29 protein-coding genes are annotated in these 24179 nt (G+C 34.4%); 14 read left to right on the top strand and 15 right to left on the bottom strand.

Features of this window, described 5'->3' with window-relative positions; translation table 11 throughout:
• Genes METIN_RS00445 through pscS form a run of 6 tightly spaced genes read left to right on the top strand, consistent with a single transcriptional unit; the run spans position 1 to position 4419 of the window.
• Positions 1–204: a 4Fe-4S dicluster domain-containing protein gene (locus METIN_RS00445; RefSeq protein ID WP_013099509.1), complete on the top strand. Its 204-nt coding sequence runs from the start codon at positions 1–3 to the stop codon at positions 202–204.
• Positions 201–1316 carry a 2-oxoacid:acceptor oxidoreductase subunit alpha gene (locus METIN_RS00440; RefSeq protein WP_013099508.1) on the top strand — a complete coding sequence of 372 codons (1116 nt, stop codon included), beginning with the start codon at positions 201–203 and terminating at the stop codon, positions 1314–1316. Before METIN_RS00445 ends, METIN_RS00440 begins: the two co-directional genes overlap by 4 nt.
• Positions 1317–2126: a 2-oxoacid:ferredoxin oxidoreductase subunit beta gene (locus METIN_RS00435; protein WP_013099507.1), complete on the top strand. Its 810-nt coding sequence runs from the start codon at positions 1317–1319 to the stop codon at positions 2124–2126. It begins immediately after the preceding gene.
• Positions 2123–2656, top strand: a complete 534-nt coding sequence (locus tag METIN_RS00430; protein ID WP_013099506.1) for a 2-oxoacid:acceptor oxidoreductase family protein — start codon at positions 2123–2125, stop codon at positions 2654–2656. Before METIN_RS00435 ends, METIN_RS00430 begins: the two co-directional genes overlap by 4 nt.
• A gap of 3 nt (positions 2657–2659) precedes the next feature.
• Positions 2660–3277, top strand: coding sequence for an NAAT family transporter (locus tag METIN_RS00425; RefSeq protein WP_013099505.1), 618 nt, complete (start codon positions 2660–2662; stop codon positions 3275–3277).
• Positions 3274–4419 (top strand): O-phospho-L-seryl-tRNA:Cys-tRNA synthase, encoded by a 1146-nt coding sequence (gene pscS, locus METIN_RS00420; protein WP_013099504.1) that lies wholly within the window; start codon positions 3274–3276, stop codon positions 4417–4419. The genes METIN_RS00425 and pscS overlap by 4 nt, the downstream gene beginning before the upstream one ends.
• Here pscS and METIN_RS00415 read toward each other — a convergent pair.
• Positions 4391–5518: an ABC transporter substrate-binding protein gene (locus tag METIN_RS00415; protein WP_013099503.1), complete on the bottom strand. Its 1128-nt coding sequence runs from the start codon at positions 5516–5518 to the stop codon at positions 4391–4393. The two genes, pscS and METIN_RS00415, sit on opposite strands and share 29 nt — an antisense overlap.
• Positions 5519–5645: 127 nt before the next feature.
• Between METIN_RS00415 and METIN_RS00410 the strand changes: the two genes are divergently transcribed.
• Positions 5646–6341 (top strand): 6-carboxyhexanoate--CoA ligase, encoded by a 696-nt coding sequence (locus METIN_RS00410; protein WP_048203251.1) that lies wholly within the window; start codon positions 5646–5648, stop codon positions 6339–6341.
• Here METIN_RS00410 and METIN_RS00405 read toward each other — a convergent pair.
• Complete coding sequence (locus METIN_RS00405; RefSeq protein ID WP_013099501.1) at positions 6328–6966, bottom strand: metal-dependent hydrolase; 639 nt, start codon at positions 6964–6966, stop codon at positions 6328–6330. The genes METIN_RS00410 and METIN_RS00405 overlap by 14 nt on opposite strands.
• Before the next feature lie 72 nt (positions 6967–7038).
• Here METIN_RS00405 and bioB point away from each other — a divergent pair, with 72 nt between their 5' ends.
• The gene (gene bioB / locus METIN_RS00400) at positions 7039–7938 is read left to right on the top strand and encodes a biotin synthase BioB (protein WP_013099500.1); all 900 of its coding nucleotides are present in this window, start codon (positions 7039–7041) and stop codon (positions 7936–7938) included.
• Here the strand turns inward: bioB and cdhC are convergent.
• From cdhC to METIN_RS00380, 4 genes are all read right to left on the bottom strand, one after another.
• Positions 7928–9295: a CO dehydrogenase/CO-methylating acetyl-CoA synthase complex subunit beta gene (cdhC, locus tag METIN_RS00395; protein ID WP_013099499.1), complete on the bottom strand. Its 1368-nt coding sequence runs from the start codon at positions 9293–9295 to the stop codon at positions 7928–7930. The two genes, bioB and cdhC, sit on opposite strands and share 11 nt — an antisense overlap.
• Positions 9295–9747, bottom strand: coding sequence for a 4Fe-4S dicluster domain-containing protein (locus METIN_RS00390; RefSeq protein ID WP_013099498.1), 453 nt, complete (start codon positions 9745–9747; stop codon positions 9295–9297). The genes cdhC and METIN_RS00390 overlap by 1 nt, the downstream gene beginning before the upstream one ends.
• Positions 9748–9896: 149 nt before the next feature.
• A complete protein-coding gene (locus METIN_RS00385) occupies positions 9897–10112 on the bottom strand; it encodes a TRAM domain-containing protein (protein ID WP_013099497.1) in 216 nt (71 codons plus the stop codon).
• Positions 10113–10210: 98 nt separating this feature from the next.
• The gene (locus METIN_RS00380) at positions 10211–11284 is read right to left on the bottom strand and encodes a DEAD/DEAH box helicase (RefSeq protein ID WP_013099496.1); all 1074 of its coding nucleotides are present in this window, start codon (positions 11282–11284) and stop codon (positions 10211–10213) included.
• A gap of 180 nt (positions 11285–11464) precedes the next feature.
• Between METIN_RS00380 and METIN_RS00375 the strand changes: the two genes are divergently transcribed.
• Positions 11465–12376 (top strand): hypothetical protein, encoded by a 912-nt coding sequence (locus METIN_RS00375; protein WP_013099495.1) that lies wholly within the window; start codon positions 11465–11467, stop codon positions 12374–12376.
• Here METIN_RS00375 and METIN_RS00370 read toward each other — a convergent pair.
• The 4 genes from METIN_RS00370 to taw2 are packed head-to-tail and all read right to left on the bottom strand — an operon-like array spanning position 12359 to position 15126.
• A complete protein-coding gene (locus METIN_RS00370) occupies positions 12359–12973 on the bottom strand; it encodes a 16S rRNA (pseudouridine(914)-N(1))-methyltransferase Nep1 (protein WP_013099494.1) in 615 nt (204 codons plus the stop codon). The two genes, METIN_RS00375 and METIN_RS00370, sit on opposite strands and share 18 nt — an antisense overlap.
• 3 nt (positions 12974–12976) lie before the next feature.
• Positions 12977–13762, bottom strand: a complete 786-nt coding sequence (locus tag METIN_RS00365) for a DUF7839 domain-containing protein (RefSeq protein WP_013099493.1) — start codon at positions 13760–13762, stop codon at positions 12977–12979.
• 4 nt (positions 13763–13766) lie between these two features.
• Entirely contained in the window at positions 13767–14387 is a 621-nt protein-coding gene (locus METIN_RS00360) for an NAAT family transporter (RefSeq protein WP_013099492.1), read from the bottom strand.
• 4 nt (positions 14388–14391) lie between these two features.
• Positions 14392–15126: a tRNA(Phe) (4-demethylwyosine(37)-C(7)) aminocarboxypropyltransferase Taw2 gene (gene taw2, locus METIN_RS00355; RefSeq protein WP_013099491.1), complete on the bottom strand. Its 735-nt coding sequence runs from the start codon at positions 15124–15126 to the stop codon at positions 14392–14394.
• A 34-nt stretch (positions 15127–15160) separates the two neighbouring features.
• On the opposite strand from taw2, the gene METIN_RS00350 reads away from it, so the two are divergent.
• The 4 genes from METIN_RS00350 to METIN_RS00335 are packed head-to-tail and all read left to right on the top strand — an operon-like array spanning position 15161 to position 17499.
• Positions 15161–15820, top strand: a complete 660-nt coding sequence (locus METIN_RS00350; protein WP_013099490.1) for a HisA/HisF family protein — start codon at positions 15161–15163, stop codon at positions 15818–15820.
• On the top strand, positions 15817–16212 hold the full coding sequence (locus METIN_RS00345; protein WP_013099489.1) for a CBS domain-containing protein: 396 nt from the start codon (positions 15817–15819) through the stop codon (positions 16210–16212). The genes METIN_RS00350 and METIN_RS00345 overlap by 4 nt, the downstream gene beginning before the upstream one ends.
• Positions 16205–17119 (top strand): methanogenesis marker 7 protein, encoded by a 915-nt coding sequence (locus tag METIN_RS00340; RefSeq protein WP_013099488.1) that lies wholly within the window; start codon positions 16205–16207, stop codon positions 17117–17119. Before METIN_RS00345 ends, METIN_RS00340 begins: the two co-directional genes overlap by 8 nt.
• Positions 17116–17499, top strand: coding sequence for a hypothetical protein (locus METIN_RS00335; RefSeq protein ID WP_013099487.1), 384 nt, complete (start codon positions 17116–17118; stop codon positions 17497–17499). Before METIN_RS00340 ends, METIN_RS00335 begins: the two co-directional genes overlap by 4 nt.
• Here the strand turns inward: METIN_RS00335 and METIN_RS00330 are convergent.
• The 4 genes from METIN_RS00330 to METIN_RS00315 all read right to left on the bottom strand — a co-directional run bounded on the left by METIN_RS00330 (position 17483) and on the right by METIN_RS00315 (position 21131).
• Positions 17483–18226: a 4-phosphopantoate--beta-alanine ligase gene (locus METIN_RS00330; protein ID WP_013099486.1), complete on the bottom strand. Its 744-nt coding sequence runs from the start codon at positions 18224–18226 to the stop codon at positions 17483–17485. The genes METIN_RS00335 and METIN_RS00330 overlap by 17 nt on opposite strands.
• On the bottom strand, positions 18223–19518 hold the full coding sequence (locus METIN_RS00325) for a B12-binding domain-containing radical SAM protein (RefSeq protein ID WP_013099485.1): 1296 nt from the start codon (positions 19516–19518) through the stop codon (positions 18223–18225). Before METIN_RS00325 ends, METIN_RS00330 begins: the two co-directional genes overlap by 4 nt.
• Positions 19518–19787 carry an ArsR/SmtB family transcription factor gene (locus METIN_RS00320; RefSeq protein WP_048203486.1) on the bottom strand — a complete coding sequence of 90 codons (270 nt, stop codon included), beginning with the start codon at positions 19785–19787 and terminating at the stop codon, positions 19518–19520. Before METIN_RS00320 ends, METIN_RS00325 begins: the two co-directional genes overlap by 1 nt.
• A gap of 162 nt (positions 19788–19949) precedes the next feature.
• On the bottom strand, positions 19950–21131 hold the full coding sequence (locus METIN_RS00315) for a hypothetical protein (protein WP_013099483.1): 1182 nt from the start codon (positions 21129–21131) through the stop codon (positions 19950–19952).
• A gap of 117 nt (positions 21132–21248) precedes the next feature.
• Between METIN_RS00315 and argC the strand changes: the two genes are divergently transcribed.
• Complete coding sequence (argC, locus tag METIN_RS00310) at positions 21249–22259, top strand: N-acetyl-gamma-glutamyl-phosphate reductase (RefSeq protein WP_013099482.1); 1011 nt, start codon at positions 21249–21251, stop codon at positions 22257–22259.
• On the opposite strand, the gene METIN_RS00305 is transcribed toward argC, so the two are convergent.
• The gene (locus METIN_RS00305) at positions 22248–24098 is read right to left on the bottom strand and encodes an aldehyde ferredoxin oxidoreductase N-terminal domain-containing protein (protein ID WP_048203249.1); all 1851 of its coding nucleotides are present in this window, start codon (positions 24096–24098) and stop codon (positions 22248–22250) included. The two genes, argC and METIN_RS00305, sit on opposite strands and share 12 nt — an antisense overlap.
• Positions 24099–24179: the final 81 nt, after the last annotated feature.

The raw sequence follows: 24179 nt of genomic DNA, 5'->3' as shown, positions 1-24179 counted from the left end.
ATGGAAATAAGGATTGATGAAAAACTCTGTAAAGGCTGTTATATCTGTATAAACTTCTGCCCAAGGAAGGTTTTTACAATTTCTAATGAGTTAAATGATAAAGGAATTTATCCTTCAAAGCCTGAAAAGGTTGAGTTATGTACTTACTGTAGAATCTGTGAATTCATGTGTCCTGATCAGGCTATAGTGGTGATAAAGAAATGAGTAAAATACTCTTCACCCAGGGAAATGTTGCCTGTGCAGAAGGAGCTATATTAGCTGGCTGTAGGTTCTATGCTGGTTATCCTATAACCCCATCATCAGAGATAGCTGAAACAATGGCTTTAAAGTTGCCAAAGGTTGGAGGAGTTTATATACAAATGGAGGATGAGATAGGCTCATTGGCAGCAGCTATAGGGGCATCATGGACAGGAGTTAAGGCAATGACAGCCACTTCAGGGCCAGGGTTTAGTTTAATGCAAGAGCATATAGGCTATGCTGTCATGACTGAGACTCCAGTAGTTATAGTTAATGTCCAAAGAGGAGGGCCTTCAACAGGACAGCCTACTTTAGCATCTCAAGGAGATATGATGCAGGCTAAGTGGGGAAGCCATGGAGATTATCAAATTATTGCCCTTGCCCCATCTTCTGTTCAGGAATGCTTTGACTATACTATAAAAGCCTTCAACCTCTCTGAGAAGTATAGAGTTCCAGCCATGATTATGTCTGATGAAATCATTGGCCACATGAGAGAGAAGTTAGTTATCCCTGATGAGATTGAAGTTATAGATAGAAAAGTTGGAATGAACGAATTACCATTTAAACCTGATGATGACTTAGTGCCAAAGATGCCAGTCTTTGGAAAAGGGTATAGGGTTCATGTCACTGGTTTGACACATGATGAAAGAGGCTATCCAGAAGCTTCAGACCCTGAAGTACATTATAAGTTAGTTAAAAGATTAAATGATAAGATTCTGAAGAATGCTAAGGACATCTATGACTATACAATTTGGCATGAAGAAGATTGTTCAGATGCTGTTGTTATAGCCTATGGAGCTCCAGCAAGGTCAGCTGAGGCTGCAGTTAAAGAGCTTAGGGAAGAAGGGCTTTCAGTTGGCTATGTTAAGCTAAATGTTGTCTGGCCATTCCCAGATGAAGTTATATTAAAGATGGCTAAGAACACTGAACTTATTGTTGTCCCAGAAATGAACCTTGGACAAATAGTTAGAGAGGTTGAAAGAGCTTCAAAGGGAGAGTGTGAAGTTAAACTAATTCCAAAAATAGGAGGAGAGTTACATTATCCAGAGGAGATTAAAAGAGCTGTTAGAGGTGAATAAATGGAGCATTTTGCACTAAAATATTTAAGGAAGGATAGGCTTCCACATATCTTTTGTTCAGGTTGTGGGATTGGAATTATTATGAACTGCTTCTGTAAGGCTCTTGAAGACCTAAACTTAGATTTGGACAAAACTGTCTTAGTTTCTGGGATAGGGTGTTCTTCAAGAGTTCCAGGCTATTTTAACTTAGATTCTCTACATACGACCCATGGAAGAGCTTTAGCATTTGCCACTGGAATTAAGGTTAGTAACCCAGAGTTAAATGTTGTTGTCTTTACTGGAGATGGAGATAATGCAGCCATTGGAGGGAACCACTTTATACATGCCTGTAGGAGGAATATAGACTTAACAGTTATCTGTGTAAATAATAATATATATGGAATGACTGGGGGACAGGTGTCACCAACAACACCTAAAGGGTTTAGGGCTACAACAGCACCATATGGTAATGTTGAGAACCCCTTTGATCTCTGTAAGTTGGCTGAAGCTGCTGGAGCAAGCTATGTAGCAAGATGGACAACAGCCCATCCATTTCAGTTAATTAGAAGTATTAAGAAGGGAATGAAAAAGAAGGGCTTGGCATTTATAGAAGTTGTTTCTCAGTGTTATACTTACTTTGGTAGGCTAAATAAATTTAAGAATAATGTTGAACTCCTAAATTGGATTAAAGAGAACTCTATCTCTATAAAGAAGGCTGAATCTTTAAGTGAAGAGGAGAAGAAAGGAAAAATAATAGTTGGAGAGTTTGTAGATGTTGAAAAACCTGAATATACTGAAGAACTCCATAAGTTGATGAGGGAATTGAAATGAGCAGAATAGAGGTTAGATTGGCTGGCTTTGGTGGGCAAGGGATTCAATTGGCTGGCATCATCTTAGGGAGAGCAGCAGCTCTTTATGAGGGAAGGTATGCCTTTCAAACCCAATCCATAGGGCCAGAGGCAAGAGGGGGGAAGTCAAGGGCTGAAGTTGTTATTTCAGACAATCCAAGGGATTATCCAAAGGTTAGGAAGTTAGATATCTTAGTAACCATGTCTCAGGAAGCTCTTGATAGCTATATAAATGATCTACCACCAGGGAAAGTTTTGATCTATGATAAGGATATGATAAAGAATCCTCCAAAGAGAGATGATATAAAGATTTATGAAGTGCCAGCTACAAGTACAGCCTATAATTTAGGAAATAAGATAGTTGCCAATGTTGTTATGTTGGGAGCATTAACTAAGATAACAAAGATAGTTAGTGAAGATTCAATAAAAAAGGCTGTCTTGGATATGGTTAAGGATAAATATAAAGAGCTAAATTTAAAGGCTCTTGAGGAGGGATTTAAGTTAGGGGAGTAGGTTATGGACATACAATATTTTATTATATCTTTTACCTCTATTTTTTCTATTTTAAATCCTATTGGAGCAGTTCCTATTTTTATCTCCTTAACAGAGAGTTATCCTGAGAAGGAGAGAATTTTAGTAGCTAAGAAAACTGTTATCTATGCTTTTTCTATACTCTTAGCCTTTGCAGTTTTTGGGGAATACATATTAAAGTTCTTTGGAATCTCTATAGAGGCTTTTAAAATTGGTGGGGGAATCTTACTTTTATTAATAGCTTTGGACATGGTTAGGGGTAAACAAGAGAGTAAGATACACAAGAGGGAGATAAAAGAAGCTGATGAAGTTGATGAAATTGCTCTTATGCCCTTGGCTACTCCTCTCTTAGCTGGTCCTGGGTCAATAACTGCTGTCATGGTTGCTATGGCTGAGGCTCCCTCTTTTGAGGATAGAATATTTGTTATCTTAGCTATTCTAATATCTATTTTTATAACTTATCTAACCTTTGTATTCTCTGAGAGGATTATAGATAAATTAGGAAGGTTAGGAACAAGGATCTTAACAAGGCTTATGGGTTTAATATTAACAGCTATAGCTGTTCAGATGATATTAACAGGCTACTTAGGGGTGGTTAGATGAACTTAGATATTTATAAAAATTTACATAGGGCTAATAGAGAACTTATTAACCTAAATCCTATACAAAGAGGTGGAATCTTACCAACAGAGGCTAAAAAGGCTATTTATGAATTTTGGGATGGATATAGTGTCTGTGACTTCTGCTCTGGGAAGTTGGATGAGATTCAAAATCCTCCAATTTGTAAATTTAAGGAAGATTTGGCTGAGTTCATTAATATGGATTTTGTAAGATTTACACATGGAGCAAGAGAGGGGAAGTTTATAGTTATGCATTCCATCTGTGAAGAGAATGACTATATAGTCTTAGATAAAAATGCTCACTATACAAGTTACGTAGCTGCTGAGAGGGCTAAATTAAATGTTGTTGAAGTAGGCTATGAGGAGGAATATCCAACCTACAAAATAAATTTAGAAGGATATAAAGAAGTTTTAGACAACTTAGAAGATGAAAATAAGAATGTTGGATTAGTATTATTAACCCACGTTGATGGAAACTTTGGGAATTTAAATGATGCTAAGAAGGTTGGAAAGATAGCTAAGAAAAAAGGAGTTCCCTTCTTGTTAAATTGTGCCTATACTGTTGGAAGGATGCCAGTTGATGGTAAAGAGGTTAAAGCTGATTTTATTGTAGCCTCTGGACACAAAAGTATGGCAGCCTCTGGACCTATAGGAATTTTAGGCTTTAGTGAAGAGTTTGAAGATAAGATAGCTAAGAGATCAGAGAAGTTCCCAATTAAAGAGATTGAATTCTTAGGATGTACAAGTAGGGGCCTTCCATTAATAACCTTAATGGCAAGCTTTCCTTATGTGGTTGAGAGAGTTAAGAGATGGGATGAAGAGCTTAAAAAGACAAGATACTTAGTTGAAGAGTTGGAAAAATTAGGATTTAAGCAACTTGGGATTAAGCCAAAAGAGCATGACTTAGTTAAATTTGAGACTCCAATATTGGATGAGATATCTAAGAAGGATAAAAGAAAAGGATACTTCTTTTATGAGGAGTTGAAAAAGAGAGGAATAGTTGGAATAAAGCCAGGAGTGACAAAAGAGGTTAAGATGAGTGTCTATGGCTTAGAGTGGGAGCAAGTAAAATATGTTGTAGAGAGTATAAAGGAAATTATTTTACAATCTCATCATACACTTTGAAGTTAAATATTATTTCCTTAGCTTTTTCCTCATTAACATACTTTAAGGAGTTTTTCATTAGCCCTTGGAGTTGCATGGCTTTAACAAACTTTAAGGTTCCTGGAACTATGTCAGTTAATTTATATGTGTAGGTTATGTGCTTAACAGAATCATCTTCAATCTCTTTCTTAACTCCCAACCACTTAGCTGAAGCTTCAGCAGCAAGCTCTTTATTTTTGTTTATTTCATCAGTTGCATATTTTAAAAGCTTGCAGAACTCAACTACAACCTCTTCCTTCTCACTTAAAGCTTTCTTTGAAGCTACAACACAGCAGCATGGATGACTTTTCCAAGTACCTCCAGTTGAAGATGGTAGATCTTGACTATAAACTATTGGTTTTCCTATACCTTCATGCTTTAAAATCTCTGGCATTGGCTCCCAGGCAATAACAGCATCTAACTTATTGTTGGCTAACATCTGTGGCATACTCTTCTGTCCTTTACAATTAACCAATAATACATCAGCCTTCTCTCCAGAAGTTTCAGTGTAAGATATTCCACTCACTTTTAAGGCATCTTTTATCATAACATACTGTATAGATGTTGGTAGTGGATGCCCTATTCTAACTTGCTTACCTTCTTTAGCTTGTTCCTTTATCCAATTGACAAACTCTTCCCAGTTATTAACAGGAATATCTTTTCTAACAACAACAGCTGATCCATCAGTGTGTAAACTCATTATAATATTAGCCTGAGGATTCTTATCTATGTAAAAGATTGCTGGAGGAACTCCCAATAAACCTAAGTCTAACCTACCTTGATACATTAAGTTCATTATGTCTGCTCCTCCAGTGGTGACAAGATAGAGGTTTATATCAGCTATCTTCTTATCTCCCTTGTAAAGCTCATACTTCTTCTTAGGCTCAACTTCCTTTAAGTATAGTCCATACTTCTCTTTAAAGAGATCTGGGTTTAAGGCAGCAACAAATAGAGCAGCTTGATGGTCTGTTGGTAGATAACCAACATTTAAAGTTACTTCCTCCTTTTTCTCTCCCTGGTTTATACAACCAGCTAAAGCTATTGTAAGTATAGCCAAGAAGATGGCTAAAAGCTTTCTCATCTTATCCACCTTAAAATTTTGTAGCTTTATTAAATGTCTCATTGGCTATATAAAATTTACCTTTTAAGATAAAAATTATACACTTTAAGGCTAAAAATTTAAGGTAGAATTTCTTATAGTGATAAGCATGTTTGGAATAAAGATGAGGGCTTCAAGGGAAGGGAAGCACATCTCAGGAGGAGAGAGGTTGGTTAGTGAGGAAAAGATAGAGGAAGCTGTCTTAGAGTTGTTAAGGAAAGCTCTAACTCATGAGAATGGTAAGCCAGACTTTATAAATATTAAAATAGAAAAAATTGATAAAGTTAATTATATAAAGGCTTTACCTATAAAAACTATCACTTGTAAAAATAAAAAAGAGGCAAGGGAAGTGGCTAAGAAAATTTTGTTAGAGGAGGGAATTCCTGAGGAAGTTGTAGAGAAAGCTTTTAAAATTATTGACAAGGGAGGAATGAGAGGGGCAGCTATTTTAAACTTAAATGGAGAGAGATTAGAGCCAGATAGGGAGAGGGGGGTTAGGGTTAAAAATATAGATACAAGTGAAAGGCTAAAAGAGAAGATATTAAAAGAGGGCTTAGGAACTGAGAGGACAGTTGACGCTATAGCTATAGCAAGTAAAGTTATCCGCCTTGGAATCATTGCTGAGCTTTGCACCTCTGATAATAAAAGTTATACAACTGGCTATGTAGCTACAAAGAAAGGCTACTTCAGAATAACTAACTTAAAAAATATTAATGAGCCTGGAGGAAGGGTTTTCTTTGTTAAAGATATTGATGAAGAGCTTATAAAAAGGTTGGAAGAGGAGGCTTATATTATAGATCTATAGGCTCTCCTATCTTTGGAATTATAACTTCAACTCCTAAGGCTTCAGCTCCTTTTATAAATTCATTAATATCAGCTTGAATTAGTGGGAAAGTATTATAGTGCATTGGAATTACAACCTCTGGGTAAATTAGCTCTATAGCCAATAAAGCCTCTTCTATGCCCATTGTATATCTACCACCAATTGGTAGGAGAGCAACTTTAGGATTATAAAGTTCTCCAATTAACTCCATATCTCCAAAGACCCCAGTGTCTCCTGCATGGTAAACTCTGTCATTTATTACATATCCTGTAGCTACTCCTGCAATACTACAGGAGTGGTCAGCCTTAACCATTGTTAGCTTAGCTCCATTAATCTCTATACTCCCTCCTATGTTCATCCCTTCAACCTTAGCCCCTCTCTCAGCAAGGTAGCAAGCTATTTCATGGATGGCTACAATTGGAACATTGTAAGCTGTCCCTAAGGCTAAGGCATTTCCTAAGTGGTCATCATGCCCATGAGTTACAGCTATGACATCTACACCTTCCATAACTATGTCAGAGGGTAAGTTACACAAAGGGTTAGGGACAAAAGGATCTATAAGGACATTATCAACCTTAAAGCAAGCATGTCCATACCAAGTTATCATCATCTCACCAAGTTTTAATTTACATAAAAAAGTTATTTATTAAAATATAATTTATAACTTTTGGTGTTAGTTATGGACTTTGAGAAGGCTTTAGAACTTTATGAAAACTCTTCTGCTATAGAGTTGTTATATGAAGCTTTAAAGTTTAGAAAAAAAGATATTAGTTTATGCTCAATCATCAATGCAAAGAGTGGAAAATGTAAAGAGGATTGTATTTTCTGTTCCCAATCTATTTATCATAAAACTAACATTCAAGTCTATCCTTTTCTGCCAAAGGAAGAAATCTTAGAAAAAATTAACCACCTCTCTAAATTTTCAGATAGGGTTGGAATAGTGGTTAGTGGTAAGAAGATAGAGGATGAAGAATTTGAAAAACTCTTAGAAGTTTTAGAAGAGGTTGATACAAAAGTTTGCTGCTCCTTAGGGTTGATTGAGAGGGAGAAGTTAAAAGAGCTAAAAAAATTTGATGTCAGAATTCATTGTAATATAGAGACAAATAGAGAATATTTTAAAAATATTTGCTCAACCCATAGCTATGAAGATAAAATAAGAGTTATAAAAGAAGCTAAAAAACTTGGTTTAGAGGTTTGTAGTGGAGGAATATTTGGCTTAGGAGAGAGTTATAGAGATAGGATAAAGATGGCTCTTGAATTAAAGGAATTAAAGGTTGACAGTGTCCCAATAAATATTATTCATCCCATTGAAGGAACAAAAATATATAACTTAATAAAAGAGGGGAAGGTTAAGAGGTTAGAGATTGATGAAATTTTAAAGAGCATAGCTATCTTCAAAATAATTCTAAAAGATGCTGAAATTAGAATAGCTGGTGGAAGAAAATTTTTAAAAGAATTCCAAGCCCTTGCCTTAATGGCTTTAGATGGGGTTATGATAGGAAACTATTTAACAACTGAGGGAAGAGATATTAAGGAAGATCTTGAAATGATAAACAACTTCTTAAAAATTATTTCTTAGGCTCCTTCTCTTTAGTTATTACTATCTTCTCAGCCTTTATTATACAGTTATATAATACTATTTTTATCCCTGGAGGTAAGCCAGCAAACTCTCCAGGGATTGAGATCTCTGGAACTTTTATATCCTCTTCTTCTTTCTCTTCCTTAACTTCTTCAACTTCTTCCTTACCAAGGGATTCAACGATCGGATGGCCCTTCTCTTTTAAGAATTTAATTAGTTCGTCAACGCTACTTACATCTTCCTCTGTCGCTATCTTGTCATAGAGCTCTTCAGGGATAGCTTCTTTAATCCTCTCTTTCAACTCCTTAGGTAGCCACACTACCCTCTTCCAACCGCCATCTCCTTGTAAGAACTTAGGAGACATCATATAGCCAATGGAAACGCCAACAAAGCCAGGAACTTGCTTTCCTCCACTACACTGTCCAGCTATTGAAGAGAAAGGCAAGCCGAGAGGAGTCTCTCCTTTAAAGTTTCTATGCACTACTCCAAAGCCATCCACTTCTGGAATGTAAAAGACGACAGCTTCAAAGCAACCACAGGAAGTACAAGGATTATTTAGAGCTGAGTGTAGGCAGAAAGACTCTACAGAGCCTTGAGATCTTTCAGAGACAACTTCATTAACTCCACTATAAACGCCAAGGGTTTCATCTAAGCATTCTCCCTTAGGAATTTCAAATATTGGTCCATTAGGATCTATCTTAGCCGCTGCTCTTGCGTCTAAGTAGTTTATCCCTCCACATAACGCTGGCCTATCTGGAGTTATAACACAGACATGAGTAGGAGCGAAACTTTGGCACATTATACAGCCATAAAACACATCAACATCTTCCTCTTTTAAAGCCCTTGTTCTCTCATCTCTCTTCTTATAAATCTCCTTAGCCTTCTCTAACTCTTCCTTTATCTTCTCAGGATCTGTAATTATTGTAACTTCACAGCTCTTTATAAATGGGAACTCTTCCTTGAAGAGTTGTTTAACGACTTCTCCAATATGCTTTAACCTCAAACCCTTTTTAAAGCTCTCCTTTCCTATTCTAATCCATATCTGATCTCTCTGATTTAAGTGCATAACTCCCTCTATGTAGTTAAAGAACTCGTGTATCCTTCTCTCTAAAACTCCTTCTAACTCCTCTTCTAAGTTGTCTCCACTAACCTTAACAATAATAGCGAATGGATGCCTCTCCCCTTCTTTCATCTCATCTAACTCTTTTCCAATAACCTCAACCTTATCCTCAGCGTTATCAACAACCTTAACCAACTCAAAACCGAAACTCTTCGGCCCAGCAAGTTCAACATACATATCCGGCTTTCTTATCCTCTCTCCCTCATTCATTGGCCCTACTGAGACTGGAATGTTCATTAATCACACCCCTTACTCTTTAAAACTCTTATAATTTTTAAGAGATTTTCTTCCTTAATTTTCTCAATTTCATCCTCAGTAACTAACATTATAGCTTTATCTTTACAAGCCTCTACACAGGCAGGGAATATTTTCTCTTTAGCATCTAAGCAGAGAGTACATTTATGAGCTACACCATCTTTAACAAAAATAGCTCCAATTGGACAGGCTATAACACACATGGCACAGCCTATACACTTTTCTTTATTAACTATTGGGATCCCTTCTTCTAAGTATATGGCATCAACAGGACATATTTCCATACAAGGGGCTTTTTCACACTGCATACAGAAAATAGGGATATTTTCAATTTTCTTTATTCTACTAATTCCATGAACTTTTTCACAGGCTGTTATACAGTCAAAGCACTTACTACACTTTTCAGGATTTACCAAGATTATTTTAGTGTTCATACTCTTCCCTTAAAATTTGTCATGATTAATCATTATAGTTTTAATGTAAATATAAAAACATTGTTATTATAAATATTAAAATTAGTGTTAATTTTTAAGAAAAATAGATATTAAGGAATCTAATAGGAAATAGTAAAAAAATAAAAAAGTTATTCTACCTTCTCTCCAAAGGCAAACTTATTTTTTACAGAAGTTATTTTCACTTTAACCTGATCTCCTTTTTGTGTTTCTGGTACAAATACAACAAAGCCTTCAACTCTTGCTATTCCATCTCCACCTTTACCCATATCCTCAATGGTTACATCATAAACTTCTCCTTCTTTAACTGGAACTTCTCTTTTATTAAACTTACCTTTATTAAACATTTAAACACCTTCAACCTTCAAAATTTTATTTTCATTGCATTTTGCTCATAGCTCACTTTGTCTAATCAACTATAAATAGTTATGCATGTGCAAATATTCTATAATTTTTTGCACAAGCATCTTTTCATATGGGCATATTTTTTATACTCATGGGGCTCAACAAATGTTATAGCTTTCCCTCTTTTCCCAGCTCTTCCAGTTCTTCCTATTCTATGCACATAGTACTCAGGATTTTGAGGGAGAGAATAGTTAATAACATGGGTTAGCCCTTCAATATCTATCCCTCTTGCAGCTACATCAGTTGAAACTAATATATTAATTTTCTTCATCTTAAATCTTTTTAAAATCTTCTCCCTCCTAAATTGAGAGAGCTTTCCATGAAAAGCTTCTGCTGAATATCCTTTTTCAATAAGCTTTCTTGCAAGATTTTTTACATCTTCCCTTGTCTTACAAAAAATTAAGCCATAGAAATTTTCTTCATTAATAATTTTACATAATAAATTAAATTTCTCTGAGTTAGAAACTTTAAAGTGCTTCTGCTCAATTAAATTTTTTGAACTCTTAACTTTTATTAATTTATAGTCTCTCATATATTTCTTAGCTAAGTTTAATATTTCCCTTGGTAAGGTTGCTGAGAAGAGAAGAATATTTTTATCATCATTTGTATGCTTTAATATTTCTTCAACATCTTCAATAAATCCCATATTTAGCATTTCATCAGCTTCATCTAAGACAAAATATGAGAGATTCTTTAAATTAATGGTTTTTCTCTTTATGTGATCTAAAAGTCTCCCAGGAGTTCCTACAACTATATTAGCTCCTCTTAACTTATAAATTTGCTCTTTAATAGGCTTTCCTCCATAAATTTCAACTATTTTCAAATTCTTTTTACCTTTTAGAGATTTAAGCTCTTCAGCAACTTGCTTAGCTAACTCTCTTGTAGGTGTTAAAATTAGAGCTTTAATTTCTTTTTCATCATTTATTTTCTCAATAATTGGTAATCCAAAAGCTGCAGTCTTTCCAGTACCAGTTTGTGCTTGGCCAACAATATTTACATCTTCACTTAAAAGTATAGGAATAATTTTCTCTTGAATTTTTGTAGGTTTTTTAAAACCCTTTCTTTTTAGAGCTTTTAAAGTATTATCTGATAAACCTAAAGATTTAAAATCCATAATTTCACATCTCAAATTTTTTAGAGGAATGCACAAAAAAGAGATGAGCATCCCAAGTTTAAGTAGTAAAGTTAGGAACTTGATAGTATATAAAGTTTCTTATAGGGAATTTAAAAAACTTAAATATGATGAGCTGAAGAAATAATATATTAATAAAGAAAAATCCTTTAGGTGATCAGGATGATTCTATTTGAGTGGGGAACCTATAATGCTCTATCCACCTTAAAGCAGGCTGCTATGTTGGGGACAAGGATAACAGAGATTCCTCCAGCAGTATTGTCAAGAAGGTTATCCTTAGGCTACTATGAAAGCTATAAAAATATTGGGAGAGAGAACTTTACCTCCATCTTAGCCCATGGTCCTTACTACAGCCTAAGCTCTGAGAGAGGGGTTAAGGCTCATCTCTCAGCAATTGAAAAAGCTACCCTCTGTGGAGCTGAACTTTACAATTATCACTTAGGGAAAAGAGTTGGGGATGATATAAACTATCACTTAGAAATTTTGAGGAAGTTTAGTGAAGTTAATAAAGACATAATTTACTCTCCAGAGCCAGCTACAAATATAGGAGAGTTTGGAACCTTAGATGAGATTATTGAACTAACCAAGGCTGCTAAGGAAGAGGACATAATGGTTGTTCCTTCTTTACAGTTGGAGAACATCTTTTTAAATGAATTAAATGTTTATGAAACTGATGACCTTGATGAAGCTGCTGAGAAGGCAACAGTTGATTGGTGGTTAAGCATATTTAAGAAAGTTGATAAAGTCTCAGACTACTTAATGCACTTCAGATTTGCCCAAGTGGTTGGTTTGAAGTATGGAAGTAAGTTTTATAAAAAGAGGATGCCATTAGGTAAGGGTTATCCACCAATAGAGCCATTAGCTGAAGCTCTTTCCATCTACTTGGTTAATAATGCAACAAAAGGAGGGTTTAAAAAGGTTTTCTTTGTCTATACTGGCTTACCTGAGGTTAAATATAAAGATTTAATAGACTTATATGCTATCATTATGAAGAGATGTGTAGATAAGTTAATGAGTAAGGACAGTCAAGTGGAATATGGTAGCTTTTACAAACTCTTAGGAAAAGAAGAGTGAATAACAAACTATCCCTGCAACAGTCCAAGCCATTAAACCCTTTTTATAAATTGAAATTTTTTCTATTTTTCCATCAACTTCTTCTTCATTTATAATAATTTCTCCCTTTGGAAAACCTCCTATTAAAAAGGTATCATATTTTTTTAACATTTCAGTTTTTTTAACTAACTCTCCATTCTTTGTTAAAAGAGCTATTCTTTTGGCATTGATCTCATTCAATAAATCTTCTAACCTCTTCTCCTCCATCTTTATTAGAGGGTTATCATTATACTTTAAAACCTTCTCCATCACTCCAAGAAACCTAAAATAGTTCCTTGGTAACCTTGTCTCAGGATTTATTTTTAAAACCTTATTATCATAAGTATGTACATAGATGTTTAAGAGACCTTCATGGTTAATAGGGCTATCAAGGATTGTCAATAGAGTTATATGTATAATATCTGGCCTTCCTCTCCTCTCTCTATCTTTTAAGTTTCTCATCTCCCTATAGTGATAGTTAGAGTCTAAGATGTCATACTTATAAATCTTTGATTTTTTCTTCTTCATCTCCTTAGGAATCAATTCCAAGGCTGAGTTTGATAAAACTATATTGTACATTTATTACTCCCTATAAACATCTATCACTGTGTAAGTTATCTTATGCTCATCCAACTTTTTTATAATTCTCTCTGTCATTCCTCCAGTGATGAAAGCAAGGACATTACATCCTTTTTCTGTAGCCCTCACTATTCCTTGGAGAGTTCCAAACCTAATATCTGGGTTAAGGCCAAGTTTTTTAGCAACAACATAACCAACAGTTCCCATTGTAGCCACAACATAGTCTTTATCTTTGAATTCCTCTAACTTCTCCTCTATTATTTTATAATTAACACTCTTAGAGCCTCCTTTAATCTTTGGAGGAATCTTAAAGATGATAACCTCTCCCTTATTTATTTCAATGATTCCCTCTATCTCACTGACACTTACATCTTCTCCTTTCTTAGCATCTTCAACAACCTTAGCCTTAGCCTTTCCTTTCTCTTCCTTTGAAGCATGTAATAGCCCTTTTTTCATGTATAAATAGACAGTGTCTCCCTCTTTTAAGTCCTCATCAGCTATAGCTGGCCACACATCTTTATATCTATATATTGATATCTTAACCTCCTCTAAATACTTGTTCATCTCAGATAGCCACTCCTTTAACCTTCTAACCCCTTTTTCAGTAACTCTATATTCCCCTCTACCTCCAGTTTTTATATATCCCTCTTTAATTAAATTCCTTATATGCTCTGATACAGCCTGAATAGTAATTCCTAAGTTTTTAGCTATCTCCTTCTGCTTTATATGTGGCTGTTTCCTTATAATCTCAGACAATACTTGAAACTCAGTTATTCCCCTCTTTTTCAAAATTTCACCCTATAAATCCTCTAATGCCAATAAATATAATTTGAACTGCTATAGCTGCAAGTAAAAGCCCCATGATTCTAACAAAGGCATTTATTCCATAAATATTGACTCTCTTTAATATTTCATCCCCTAAGTAAAAGATGATGGCTGAAACAAGCATAACTGAAATTATGGCCAAAACCACTAAAATTTTATCAAGGAGATCTTTACTCTTCCCCACCAAAATCATGGTTGTTGTTATTGCCCCTGGCCCAGAGATGAGAGGAACAGCAAGGGGAACATAGACAATACTATCAATATCTTCTATATCTAAGGTTTCCTCTGGCTTATGCTTAGTCTTAGGAATCTCTGCCTGTAGCATGTCCCAAGCTATTTTAAATAAAAGGAGACCTCCAGCTATTCTAAAGGCTTCTAAGCTTATCCCAAAATAGCCAAATATGTAGTTTCCAAAGAGAGCAAAGATTAATAAAATTACTGTAGAAGCAATAATAGCTTTCCTAATTATCTTTATCCTATACTCCTTAGGATAGGGAAAGATAAGGGACTGTAAAATTGGAAGTAAGCCTATGGGATCAACAGTAATAAAGAGAGAAACAAAGCAATAGATATAGAAATTTATGTCCATAGTTCTACCTCTCTAAGTGTACATCAAGAACCACATGCCAAACTCCTGGGGCATATTTCTTTATCTTATGAATTTTGTAATCTATAATCTTATATCCATACTTTTCAGCATAAAATTTTACTCTTTCTATTGGCCTCTTCTCTAATATCTTTTCAGGGACAGTTTCATGGTAATGTATAATTCCTCTATCTTTAAGGAAAGAGAAGGCTTTATCTAAGAATTTATGGGTTTTATGGACATAGCCCATTACTATCCTATCAGCAACCTTCCCAAGTTTAACCTCCCTATTATCTGAGAGTATTGGAGCAACATTCTTTAACTTATTTAATTTTATATTTTCACATAGGTATTTATAAGCAACAGGATTTTTTTCTATGGCATAAATAAAGGGCTTGGAATGTTTAGCCATTGGGATGGTGAAATAGCCAATCCCTGCAAACATGTCTATAACTGTTTCCCTCTTATTTGAGATGAATGCCATCCTTTCCCTTTCTTTTATATTCCCCTGGCTCCACATAATCTTAGATACATCTAACTTAAATAGACAGCCATGCTCTTTATGTATGGTTTCAGTTTCTTCACCATATAGTAACTTTACATACTGAGTTCTAAACTCCCCTGAGATGGTTACATATTTAACAATACTCTTACACTTAGTTTTTTCAACAATCTTTTTAATCTCTTCCTCTGTTAAATTCTTCCTAACTATAACTATATCTCCAACCCTTTGATATCTCATTCAATCTCACAACTTTTATTATTTGGTGAATTTTATGGAAATTGTTCCAGTGATAGATATAATGAAGGGCTTAGCTGTCAGTGGGAAGGGTGGAGAGAGAAGTAAGTATAGACCTTTAACCTCTATCCTCTCTCCCAATCCTAACCCTATAGAGTTGGCTAAGATTTATAAAGACTATGGAGTTTCAAGGATTTATATAGCTGATCTTGACAAAATTATGGGAGTTGGGGACAATTTTGACATTATTAAGAGTATAGATTTTATAAATAAAATGGTTGATGTTGGAGTTAGAGATAGAGAGGATTATGAAAAGGCTAAGAGCCTTGGAGAGCCTATAGTTGGTACTGAAACAGTTAGAGAGTTAGGCTTACTAAAAGAGGCTATAGTTAGCTTAGACTTTAAGGATGGGAAGTTATTAAACTACAATTTAGAAGATATATTAAATTATCTGGGAGAAAAGAATGAAGTTATTGTTTTGGATATATCAAGTGTAGGAACTGGAAGGGGGATAAACAGGGAATTAATAAGAAATATTAGAGAGTTAATAGATAATCCTTTATATGTTGGAGGTGGCTTAAAAGATATTAGAGATTTAGAATTTTGCTACTCCTTAGACATAGATGGGGTCTTAATAGGAACAGCTATACATAAGGGAATTCTAAATTTAAAAGAGATAGTAGAGGTGTTTAGATGATCTCTAAGTATTTAGTTAGGGATGTTATGACTAAGGGAGTTGTTGAAGTGCCATTAGACACTAAGTTAGAGGAAATAGTTAAGATTATGGATAAATATAATATCTCTTCAGTTGTGGTTTCTGATGGAGAGCAATTTTGGGGAATAGTTACAGATACAGATATCTTAAAAAATTACCACAACTTAGATAAAACTGCTGAGGAAGTTATGACTTCTAAAGTTATATTGGTAACTCCTGAGGCTCCCTTGGAAAAGGCTATAGATTTAATGGTTGAGCATAAGATTCACCATTTATATGTTAAGTCCTCATGTGAAGATAGAATAATAGGAGTTATCTCCTCAAGGGACATTATAAAGTTATTCTCCAAGCTAATAGGTGGAGAGTATGTATGAAATTGTTAGATATGAAGGAGGAGTCTATAAAAACAACATCTTTAAGGAGTGGATTGAGGACATAGGAGGCTTTGTTATCCAAGAGCATGTCATGCAACTTGATGTTTATATGACATTGGCAATTCCTCAGAGTGAGCTTGAGAGAATAAAGGAGGAGGCTAAGAAGTATAAGGGGAAGATAATAGAGACACCATTGGCTGGAACTGAGATAGCTGTAGTAGCCCCAAGTTTATCAAGGCATCATCTCCCACATACAGCCTGTGATATAGCTGAATACTTAAGAAGATTTGGAGCTAAGTCAAACATGATAGGCTTAGCCAGAGGTGTTGGGAAGGATATAGCTCAACTCAGGGAGAAGGAGAAGAGGTTAATAGAAGAGCATGACTTAGCTGTCTATGTTATGGGGAATTTCTCAAGCTGTATAAAGGATAAGATTCATCTGTTTGATGTTGATATCCCTGTTGTTGTCACTGGAGGACCTAAAGAGCTTGACATCCCCTACCCATATGTTGGAGACCTTGGAAGAAGAAGTCATAGGTTAAGACATGGGGAGGAGATAAGAGCTTTAAGGAGAATGGTGGATAAGATAACAGAGCTAATTAATAAAAAAAGGAAAGAGCTTTCTTATGATCCTCCTGTTGTTCCTCCTGTAGTGGTTAAGGATGAGTTGGAGAAACAAGTTGAAGAGGTTTTAGAAATTCTTTCCCCCATGCCTATAGTTACTCAGTTAGATGGGTTAAGGGTTAAGTTAGACTATGATAAGTATCATAAGAAGATAGAGGAGGTTAAGGTTAAAAACTATATCTTAAAGGAGATAGCCACAATTAGAAGAAGTGAGATGAAAAACTATATCTTAATTAAGATTAAGCCAAAGTCTGAGGTTGAATTTGAGAGGGAAAGAAAATGAAGCTCTATGACTTAGATGATGAGAAATTTATCCTTCCTCCTGGAATCCCTTCCTCTGTTATAGCAAGGGTTACTCAGCTGTTTAATGTAAGATATGAAAGTGAGCCTCCATCACTTATTGGGAAGAGAGAAGAGATAGAGAAGGCTAAGGAGTTTATTAAAAAGCTCTTAGAGGCTAAGATGTTCTTAAAAGATATTGGTAAGTTGGCTAAGAGACATAAGGTTAAGGCTAAGATATATTGTGAAGATGATGAGCTAAGAAATCTGTTAAAAATAGCTGTTCAGGATATAGTTTTTAGAGAATATTTAGAAATTTTAGATGAGAAAATTGAAGGAGAGAAAATTAAATTTTTGGATAAAGAGGTTATAATTTCAGTTTAGCCAACCTTTCACTCATATATTTTAAAATATCTTCCAAATTTTTCTTATTGTCATAGCTCTTTAAAATGTCTTCAGCCTCTTTTCTACTTAAGGTTTTTACATACCTAACCAACAAAGGCATAGCCCTTGTTATCTCATCAACTATTGTAATAGTGGATACTCTTGAAGTCCTTGACAATGGATTTAGATCAATAGTAATTACTTTTTTTCCCATCTTAATTAGAGCTTCAGCCCTGTCTCCATCTTCTAATGGGACTAAGACAGTGTCAGAATAATAAAAGTCTTCTGAAACAAACCTTCTATTACTTTCCAAGTTTGGGATTATATAGGAGCCTCCAAAATTAATTTTAATACCTTCTAATTCTTCTTTATTCTCATCAAAGAATTTTTTTATTGCTCTTAACCTCTCTTCAGTTTTATAAAATAGATTAACTTCAATTGGACAGTTTAACAACTTAGAAAGCTCAATTACATGGTTAAAGGCTAAGGCTATGGTGTTTCCATTGACACTTATAACTGGCTTTTTAGATAATATTAAAAGAGAGGCTGCAGCCTTTATAGATTTTAGAGCATATTCAGTTGTTCTCTCTCCTATTATGTAGTCAAAAGCCTCTCCTCTACCATGGGCTATAAGCCCAGCCTTGGCTAAGATTCCCCTTTCAAAGAACTCTATAATTTTCTCTCTCTTCATTAAAGATTCATATCTTGGATGAGATTTTGGAATCATAGTTCCATCTCTGTCTTTGCTTTAAGTCCTTTTAAGTATTCATCAAGAACCTTGTCTCTCTTTAAATATCTTACAAATTCAGAGTAATTTTTTGATATTTTTAAGTAGTTTCCTAACTTTTTATCACCTCTTGCAAGTACAGCCTGGGAAAGCATGGAGTTAAAGTTTTCATACTCAACCTTAACATTTTTTAAATTTTTTTCAATAAACCTTATCTTCCTCTTACTTTCTATATCAAAGGGTACATTTTCAAAATCTGTATGTGGCTTGGGGATTAGAGGATTTATAGTAATTTCAACCTTTCTAAACTCTTTTTTTATACTTTCACATAGAGAGATAAGCTCTTTAATATCATCCTCAGTTTCTGTTGGAATTCCAACCATAAAGTAGAGCTTAACCTTCTCAATCCCATGTTTCTTAGCCAACTCTATAGCATTCCTTATATCTTCTAAGCTAATATCTTTCCTTATATACTCTCTTAACCTCTCACTCCCAGCCTCTGGAGCTATGGTTAGGGTTTTTAACTTCAAAGCTCTTAATAAGTCATCTGTTATTGTGTCAGCCCTTAAAGAGCTTGGAGATATCTGAACATTTAGCTCATTTAAATAGTTACAGAGCTCAACAATATACTTATAGTCTCCAACAGATGGAGCTATTAGAGCCACTTTATTAACCTTACTTTCTTTAACCCCTCTCTCAGCTAAGTATATGAGATCATCTAACTTTCTAAACCTTGGAGGATAATAAATAGCTCTTGCTAAGCAAAATCTACATCTTCTTGGACAACCTCTTCCAATCTCTAAGAGAAAGGCTTTTCCATAAGCTCCTTTCTCATGAGTCATCTGCTTTATAGGATAATCTTCAATTCCTAACCTCTTAGGATAAATCTTTTTAACCTTCTTAGTTTTATTTGGGATATATAAACAACTATCTGAAAAATCTCTTCTCACAACTTTGTCCATTACATCACTATCCTCAATTTCCCCAACTATAAAAACATCAAAAAAGTCTTCAAGAGGGTGTAAATTTTCCATTACACAAGGTCCCCCAGCTACAAAGAGGGCATTGGGATTTTTCTCTCTTAACTCTCTAATAATTTTTATAGCATTAAAATAGTCATTTTCATACTGTAAGGTTATGAAAATAGTAGATGCTCCCCTAACTAAATGATAATTCTCTAAGAAGTAAGCTCCAACATTATAGCCAAACTTAGAAAGGTGGGTTAGTAAGATATGAGTAGCAAGACAAGCTATTCCAGCCTTAAAAGAGTTTGGGTATATTATGGAGATCATTATAACTCATCAACCAACTTTATGATCTCTTTAACCTTATCATTAACTATATAGTAATAGTTCCAAGTTCCTTCCTTCCTTGCTTTAACAATTCCTGCCTTCTTTAAGATGTTTAAGTGATGAGATATAGTTGGCTGTGGCTTCTTTAGCTCATCTATAATCTTACAAACACACATACTTCCATTCTCAGCTAATAACTTTAATATCATTAACCTTGTTGGGTCTCCAAAGGCTTTAAAGATTTCAGCAGCTCTTTCAAATTTCTCCATATCCATCTTCTCACCTATTTATTTTTTGTTTAATATCAATTCCTTAATAAGTTTTTAACTTTACTATAATACACCATTTATTATTTAAATATTTCGGTTTTATGGGTTATCATTTGAAGCAATTAATTTAAATCTTTAAATAAAAGAGTAAATAAAAAAGATTTAGTTCATATAATTCCTAAGAACTAAGTAACTATCAATAATAAATTTGTCCTTTTTTATGACAGCTTCTACCACTTTCTCTAACTCTTCCAAGCAAGGAGGACAAGCTCTTAAGTAATAGTTAGCATTAACTTTTTTATAACACTCTGTTAAAGCATCTTTATAACCAACAACTCTACCATCACAGGCACAAGAGCCAACAGCAATAATATTTTTTCCATCAACCTTTTCACTAATATGTAAAGCTCTTCCAATTAGCTTAATCTCTTTCATCTTTCTATAGTACTTAGCTTCAACCTTGTTACAGAGATATTCACAGTAGCCACAGTTTATAGCCTTAACCTTATAGTGGCATCTCTCACAAAAGCCTAAAATTTTTCTTCCATATTCATCTAACTTAAGGTTAACCATCTTGTTAAAGTCTTCTCCACTTAATATATCTATATTAAAGAGCTTACCATCCTTTAGTAAAACTCTTGTGTAAATTAAGCTCTCTCCACCTTCTATAACAGCTCTTCCTACCCTTTTTCCCTTGAAGTCTTTGAAGTAATTATAAATCTCTTTTCCTCTAACTAACCTTAACAATTCTTTAATTCTCTCAAGGCAGAACTCAATCTCTATCATCCTTGCTGATAAAATGTCCAATAAGTTTTTACTATCTATTCTCCAATAATAATACATCCTTGCTAAGGCTCCACTATAAACTATTGAGTTATTATATAGATAACCATTAACCTTTTTAGGGTCAAATTTATAGGCTGTGACTAACTCCAAGTCATTGTAATTAAGCTTCTTCTTCCTCTCTTCAACAAGCTCTATAAAATCATAATTTATCTTCTTTATCCCTTCATCTACAGCCTTCTTTAAAAATTCTTTATCTTTTTTAGTTAAATTTATATATAAGCCTCCAACAGTTAAGTTTCCAGCTTTATAACCTAAGGTTATTTCTCTAATAAATTTTCCAAGTAAGATAAAGTCTTTAGTGTTAGTGAAAGGTTCAAGCTTTACAGCATTACTGTAGATTCTCTCTCCCAATAAGCCTATCTCCCTTATAATTTCAGCTTCCTTAGGAACCTTAATACTATAAGCTCTTTCTATAGCTAAGACAATAGAGAGAGGATAAGACACCTCATTCAAATGACAGATTCTTGAATATATCTGAGGAACCTCAGGAATATTCATTTTCATTCCCTCTTCTAAATTTTAAATAATTATTATAAACAAAAATTAATTATAGCTTCTCATGTGGAATACACACTTAGCTTTATCAAAAGAGAACGAAATTCGCACTGTGATAGGATGAGAGTAGCTATAATAGGAGCAACTGGGTACACAGGAGGAGAGCTTTTAAGGTTGTTGGCCAAGCATGAGAAAATAGAAGATATAGAAATAGCTTCAAGAACCTATAAAGGAGAGCCTTTATTTAAGGTTCATCCCCACTTAAGAGAGATCTATAAAGATCTAACCTTTATCTCTCCTGATGAAGTAGATTCTGATTTAGTCTTTACAGCTACACCTCATGGAGCTTCTCTAAAAATAGTTCCCTCTCTCTTAGAGAGGGGAATGAAAGTTATAGACCTAAGTGGAGACTATAGATTTGAGAACTTAGAGGTTTATGAAAAATACTATAAAGTTAAGCATCCAGGACTTCCAGAGGCTAATATTGCCTATGGTTTACCAGAGCTATTTAGGAAGGAGATAAAAAAAGCTGACTTAGTGGCAAATCCTGGATGCTTTCCAACTGGCTCTATCTTACTGTTAGCTCCATTGGTTAAACATAACTTGATAGAAGAAAGAGTTATTATAGATGCTAAAACAGGAGTAAGTGGAGCTGGAGCTAACCCAAGTGAGGTTACTCACTTCCCAAATGTTAATGAAGATATAAAGCCCTATAAGGTCGTTGATCATAGACATAAACCAGAGATAGAGGAGAAGTTAAATAAACTTGGGAAAGTTAGAGTTTCCTTTACCCCTCACTTAGCTCCAATAACAAGAGGAATTTTAACAACTGCTCACACATTTTTAAAAGAGAACTTAGAGTTAGAAGAAATTTTAAAACTCTATAGAGAGTTCTATAAAGATGAGTCTTTTATTAGAGTTTATGAAGAGATTCCTAAGTTAAGCTATGTTAGAGGCTCTAACTACTGTGACATTGGTGGCTTTGCTATTGATGATAACTTAAGATTGGTTTTATTCTCAGTTATAGATAACTTGGTTAAAGGAGCAAGTGGACAAGCTATTCAAAATATGAATATTATGATGGGCTTTGATGAGAAGGAAGGCTTAAATATTATTCCTTTAAACCCTTAATCTCCAATCAATATTTAATAGTTCTGAGTATTTGTCTAAAACTCTCTTTATATACTCATTAACCATCTCCTTATCTTTAAACTTCTCTATCCATTCTTTATTATCATACTCCTTAGCAAGTCCAACAATTAAATCTTTAACTCTCTCACTCTCTATTTTCTCTGGCCCTCCAGTTTTTTTATTGAACTCAGCTATCTTTCTATAAAGCTCTATTGAGTCCCTCTCTATATCTTCTCTACCTAAAATTTTCTTACCAAGCTCTTTTAACACAGGCTTAACCCATCTTCTATGGAATCTACACATTCCCAAGTTTTCAATTGTCATCTCCAACTTTATGCTGTCAACAATTAGCTCAGCCAACTTCTCTGGCTCTAAGAATTCTGGCTTATAGTAAGTTAAATACTTCCCATGTATAGGCAAAGGAATAAAAAAGCCAGGAGTCCAGTAAAGGTTTGATCCTATCTCCCCCCAACCACCTTTTGCCACATAAACAGCATAGTCATTAAATTTCTTCTCCTTAACTCTATATTTAAACTTCTCATTTAATACCTTCCCAGCCTTCCTCTTTCCTAAGGCTAAGATTTTGTAAATCTCAAGTTCTTGCTTTATTAAATTATCGATAAATGTTAATGCCTGCTCACTATTATGCTCACTCATCTCCTTTATTTTTTCTAAGTCTCCTTCAGCAACAATTTTATGGTTAAAGATTGGTTTCTTTATTCCTAAGTCTTCTTCCTTTAATAGACCAACATCTAAAAGCTCAAAGACCCAAGCCATTAAATTACCAATCTCAATAGCATCAAACCCTAAGCTATCAACTTTTTTCATAACTTTATCAACTTCATATAAGTCAAAGATTCCTAACAAAGTTCCATTTGCAGCATAGGGCTCATAGTCAACCTTATTTTTATTTCTATACTTCTTACAAACCACTGGACAAGGCTCTCCACAGTTTGCCCAATTTTTTGTTTCAATTGCCTCTTTATTGAAAACCTCTAAATAATTCTTAAAGATAACCTTTAATATCTTTTCTCTCTCCTCTTTACTTATATATGGCATCCTCCAATTGAAAATAGGAACCTTCTCCTTATATAAAATCCAATTATTCCCAAATGTCCCTCCAGTTCCTGTTTTCTCATCAAACCTATACTTCTTTGTATGCTCAATAACCACTTTTATAAACTTCTCTTTATAGTGGTTCTCAACAATCTTCTTAGCCTCTTCTTCAAGCTCTTCCTCCTTATCTCCATAGAATACTATCCCTAAAATATTGTGAGCCCTATAGAGAACTGAACCTCCTCCACCTCTTGCAGCCCAGTCTTCAGAGCCTTCAACTCTCTCCCCATTTCTTATAGTTTGTGAAAATAGAGCTCCTATACTTGTCTTCTTAGAAGCTTCTCCAACCACCACACTCCTTAAATTTTTATCCTTAAAGTTTTCCACTATATAGTCAGTTAGCTCATAAACACTACTAAACTCTTCCTTAACCTCAAAGAGCTCTATGTTCCCATTATCTATAACCACTAAAGAAGGCTTTTCAGCCTTTCCAACAATTGCCAAATGAGTTAATCCAGTTTTTTTAAATTGATAGCCAGCTCCTCCCAAGGTTGAGAAGTAAAAACCATCCCACAGTGGAGATTTAAAGGTAAAGACTAACCTATGTCCTCCAACAATTGGTAAAACTCCAGAGCTCATGGTAAAGACATTGTTGGGATGATAAGGATCTAACTTATAGGTTTCAAACTTCTCATGCCAATAGAATCCCCACTCAATGGGCAAGAAATTTTTCTCTATAACCTCAAACTTTTTAGATTTAACATTTATTAAAACTCCTTTCATTTTTATCACCAAATAAAAGACTCAATAAAAATTTCTCTATTTTTTAGACTTATTATAATTTTCTGTTTAATTATTAACATA

The sequence above is a fragment of the Methanocaldococcus infernus ME genome, from assembly GCF_000092305.1.
Classification (GTDB): domain Archaea; phylum AGJL01; class Methanococci; order Methanococcales; family Methanocaldococcaceae; genus Methanocaldococcus; species Methanocaldococcus infernus.
Note: the sequence above shows the minus strand (reverse complement) of the source record. Positions and strands in the feature narration are given on the sequence as shown.

Coding starts and splice junctions, on each gene's coding strand:
- METIN_RS00445 (WP_013099509.1), top strand. CDS start 1: ATGGAAATAAGGATTGATGAAAAACTCTGTAAAGGCTGTTATATCTGT.
- METIN_RS00440 (WP_013099508.1), top strand. CDS start 201: ATGAGTAAAATACTCTTCACCCAGGGAAATGTTGCCTGTGCAGAAGGA.
- METIN_RS00435 (WP_013099507.1), top strand. CDS start 1,317: ATGGAGCATTTTGCACTAAAATATTTAAGGAAGGATAGGCTTCCACAT.
- METIN_RS00430 (WP_013099506.1), top strand. CDS start 2,123: ATGAGCAGAATAGAGGTTAGATTGGCTGGCTTTGGTGGGCAAGGGATT.
- METIN_RS00425 (WP_013099505.1), top strand. CDS start 2,660: ATGGACATACAATATTTTATTATATCTTTTACCTCTATTTTTTCTATT.
- pscS (WP_013099504.1), top strand. CDS start 3,274: ATGAACTTAGATATTTATAAAAATTTACATAGGGCTAATAGAGAACTT.
- METIN_RS00415 (WP_013099503.1), bottom strand. CDS start 5,518: ATGAGAAAGCTTTTAGCCATCTTCTTGGCTATACTTACAATAGCTTTA.
- METIN_RS00410 (WP_048203251.1), top strand. CDS start 5,646: ATGTTTGGAATAAAGATGAGGGCTTCAAGGGAAGGGAAGCACATCTCA.
- METIN_RS00405 (WP_013099501.1), bottom strand. CDS start 6,966: ATGATAACTTGGTATGGACATGCTTGCTTTAAGGTTGATAATGTCCTT.
- bioB (WP_013099500.1), top strand. CDS start 7,039: ATGGACTTTGAGAAGGCTTTAGAACTTTATGAAAACTCTTCTGCTATA.
- cdhC (WP_013099499.1), bottom strand. CDS start 9,295: ATGAACATTCCAGTCTCAGTAGGGCCAATGAATGAGGGAGAGAGGATA.
- METIN_RS00390 (WP_013099498.1), bottom strand. CDS start 9,747: ATGAACACTAAAATAATCTTGGTAAATCCTGAAAAGTGTAGTAAGTGC.
- METIN_RS00385 (WP_013099497.1), bottom strand. CDS start 10,112: ATGTTTAATAAAGGTAAGTTTAATAAAAGAGAAGTTCCAGTTAAAGAA.
- METIN_RS00380 (WP_013099496.1), bottom strand. CDS start 11,284: ATGGATTTTAAATCTTTAGGTTTATCAGATAATACTTTAAAAGCTCTA.
- METIN_RS00375 (WP_013099495.1), top strand. CDS start 11,465: ATGATTCTATTTGAGTGGGGAACCTATAATGCTCTATCCACCTTAAAG.
- METIN_RS00370 (WP_013099494.1), bottom strand. CDS start 12,973: ATGTACAATATAGTTTTATCAAACTCAGCCTTGGAATTGATTCCTAAG.
- METIN_RS00360 (WP_013099492.1), bottom strand. CDS start 14,387: ATGGACATAAATTTCTATATCTATTGCTTTGTTTCTCTCTTTATTACT.
- taw2 (WP_013099491.1), bottom strand. CDS start 15,126: ATGAGATATCAAAGGGTTGGAGATATAGTTATAGTTAGGAAGAATTTA.
- METIN_RS00350 (WP_013099490.1), top strand. CDS start 15,161: ATGGAAATTGTTCCAGTGATAGATATAATGAAGGGCTTAGCTGTCAGT.
- METIN_RS00345 (WP_013099489.1), top strand. CDS start 15,817: ATGATCTCTAAGTATTTAGTTAGGGATGTTATGACTAAGGGAGTTGTT.
- METIN_RS00340 (WP_013099488.1), top strand. CDS start 16,205: ATGTATGAAATTGTTAGATATGAAGGAGGAGTCTATAAAAACAACATC.
- METIN_RS00335 (WP_013099487.1), top strand. CDS start 17,116: ATGAAGCTCTATGACTTAGATGATGAGAAATTTATCCTTCCTCCTGGA.
- METIN_RS00330 (WP_013099486.1), bottom strand. CDS start 18,226: ATGATTCCAAAATCTCATCCAAGATATGAATCTTTAATGAAGAGAGAG.
- METIN_RS00325 (WP_013099485.1), bottom strand. CDS start 19,518: ATGATCTCCATAATATACCCAAACTCTTTTAAGGCTGGAATAGCTTGT.
- METIN_RS00320 (WP_048203486.1), bottom strand. CDS start 19,787: ATGGAGAAATTTGAAAGAGCTGCTGAAATCTTTAAAGCCTTTGGAGAC.
- METIN_RS00315 (WP_013099483.1), bottom strand. CDS start 21,131: ATGAATATTCCTGAGGTTCCTCAGATATATTCAAGAATCTGTCATTTG.
- argC (WP_013099482.1), top strand. CDS start 21,249: ATGAGAGTAGCTATAATAGGAGCAACTGGGTACACAGGAGGAGAGCTT.
- METIN_RS00305 (WP_048203249.1), bottom strand. CDS start 24,098: ATGAAAGGAGTTTTAATAAATGTTAAATCTAAAAAGTTTGAGGTTATA.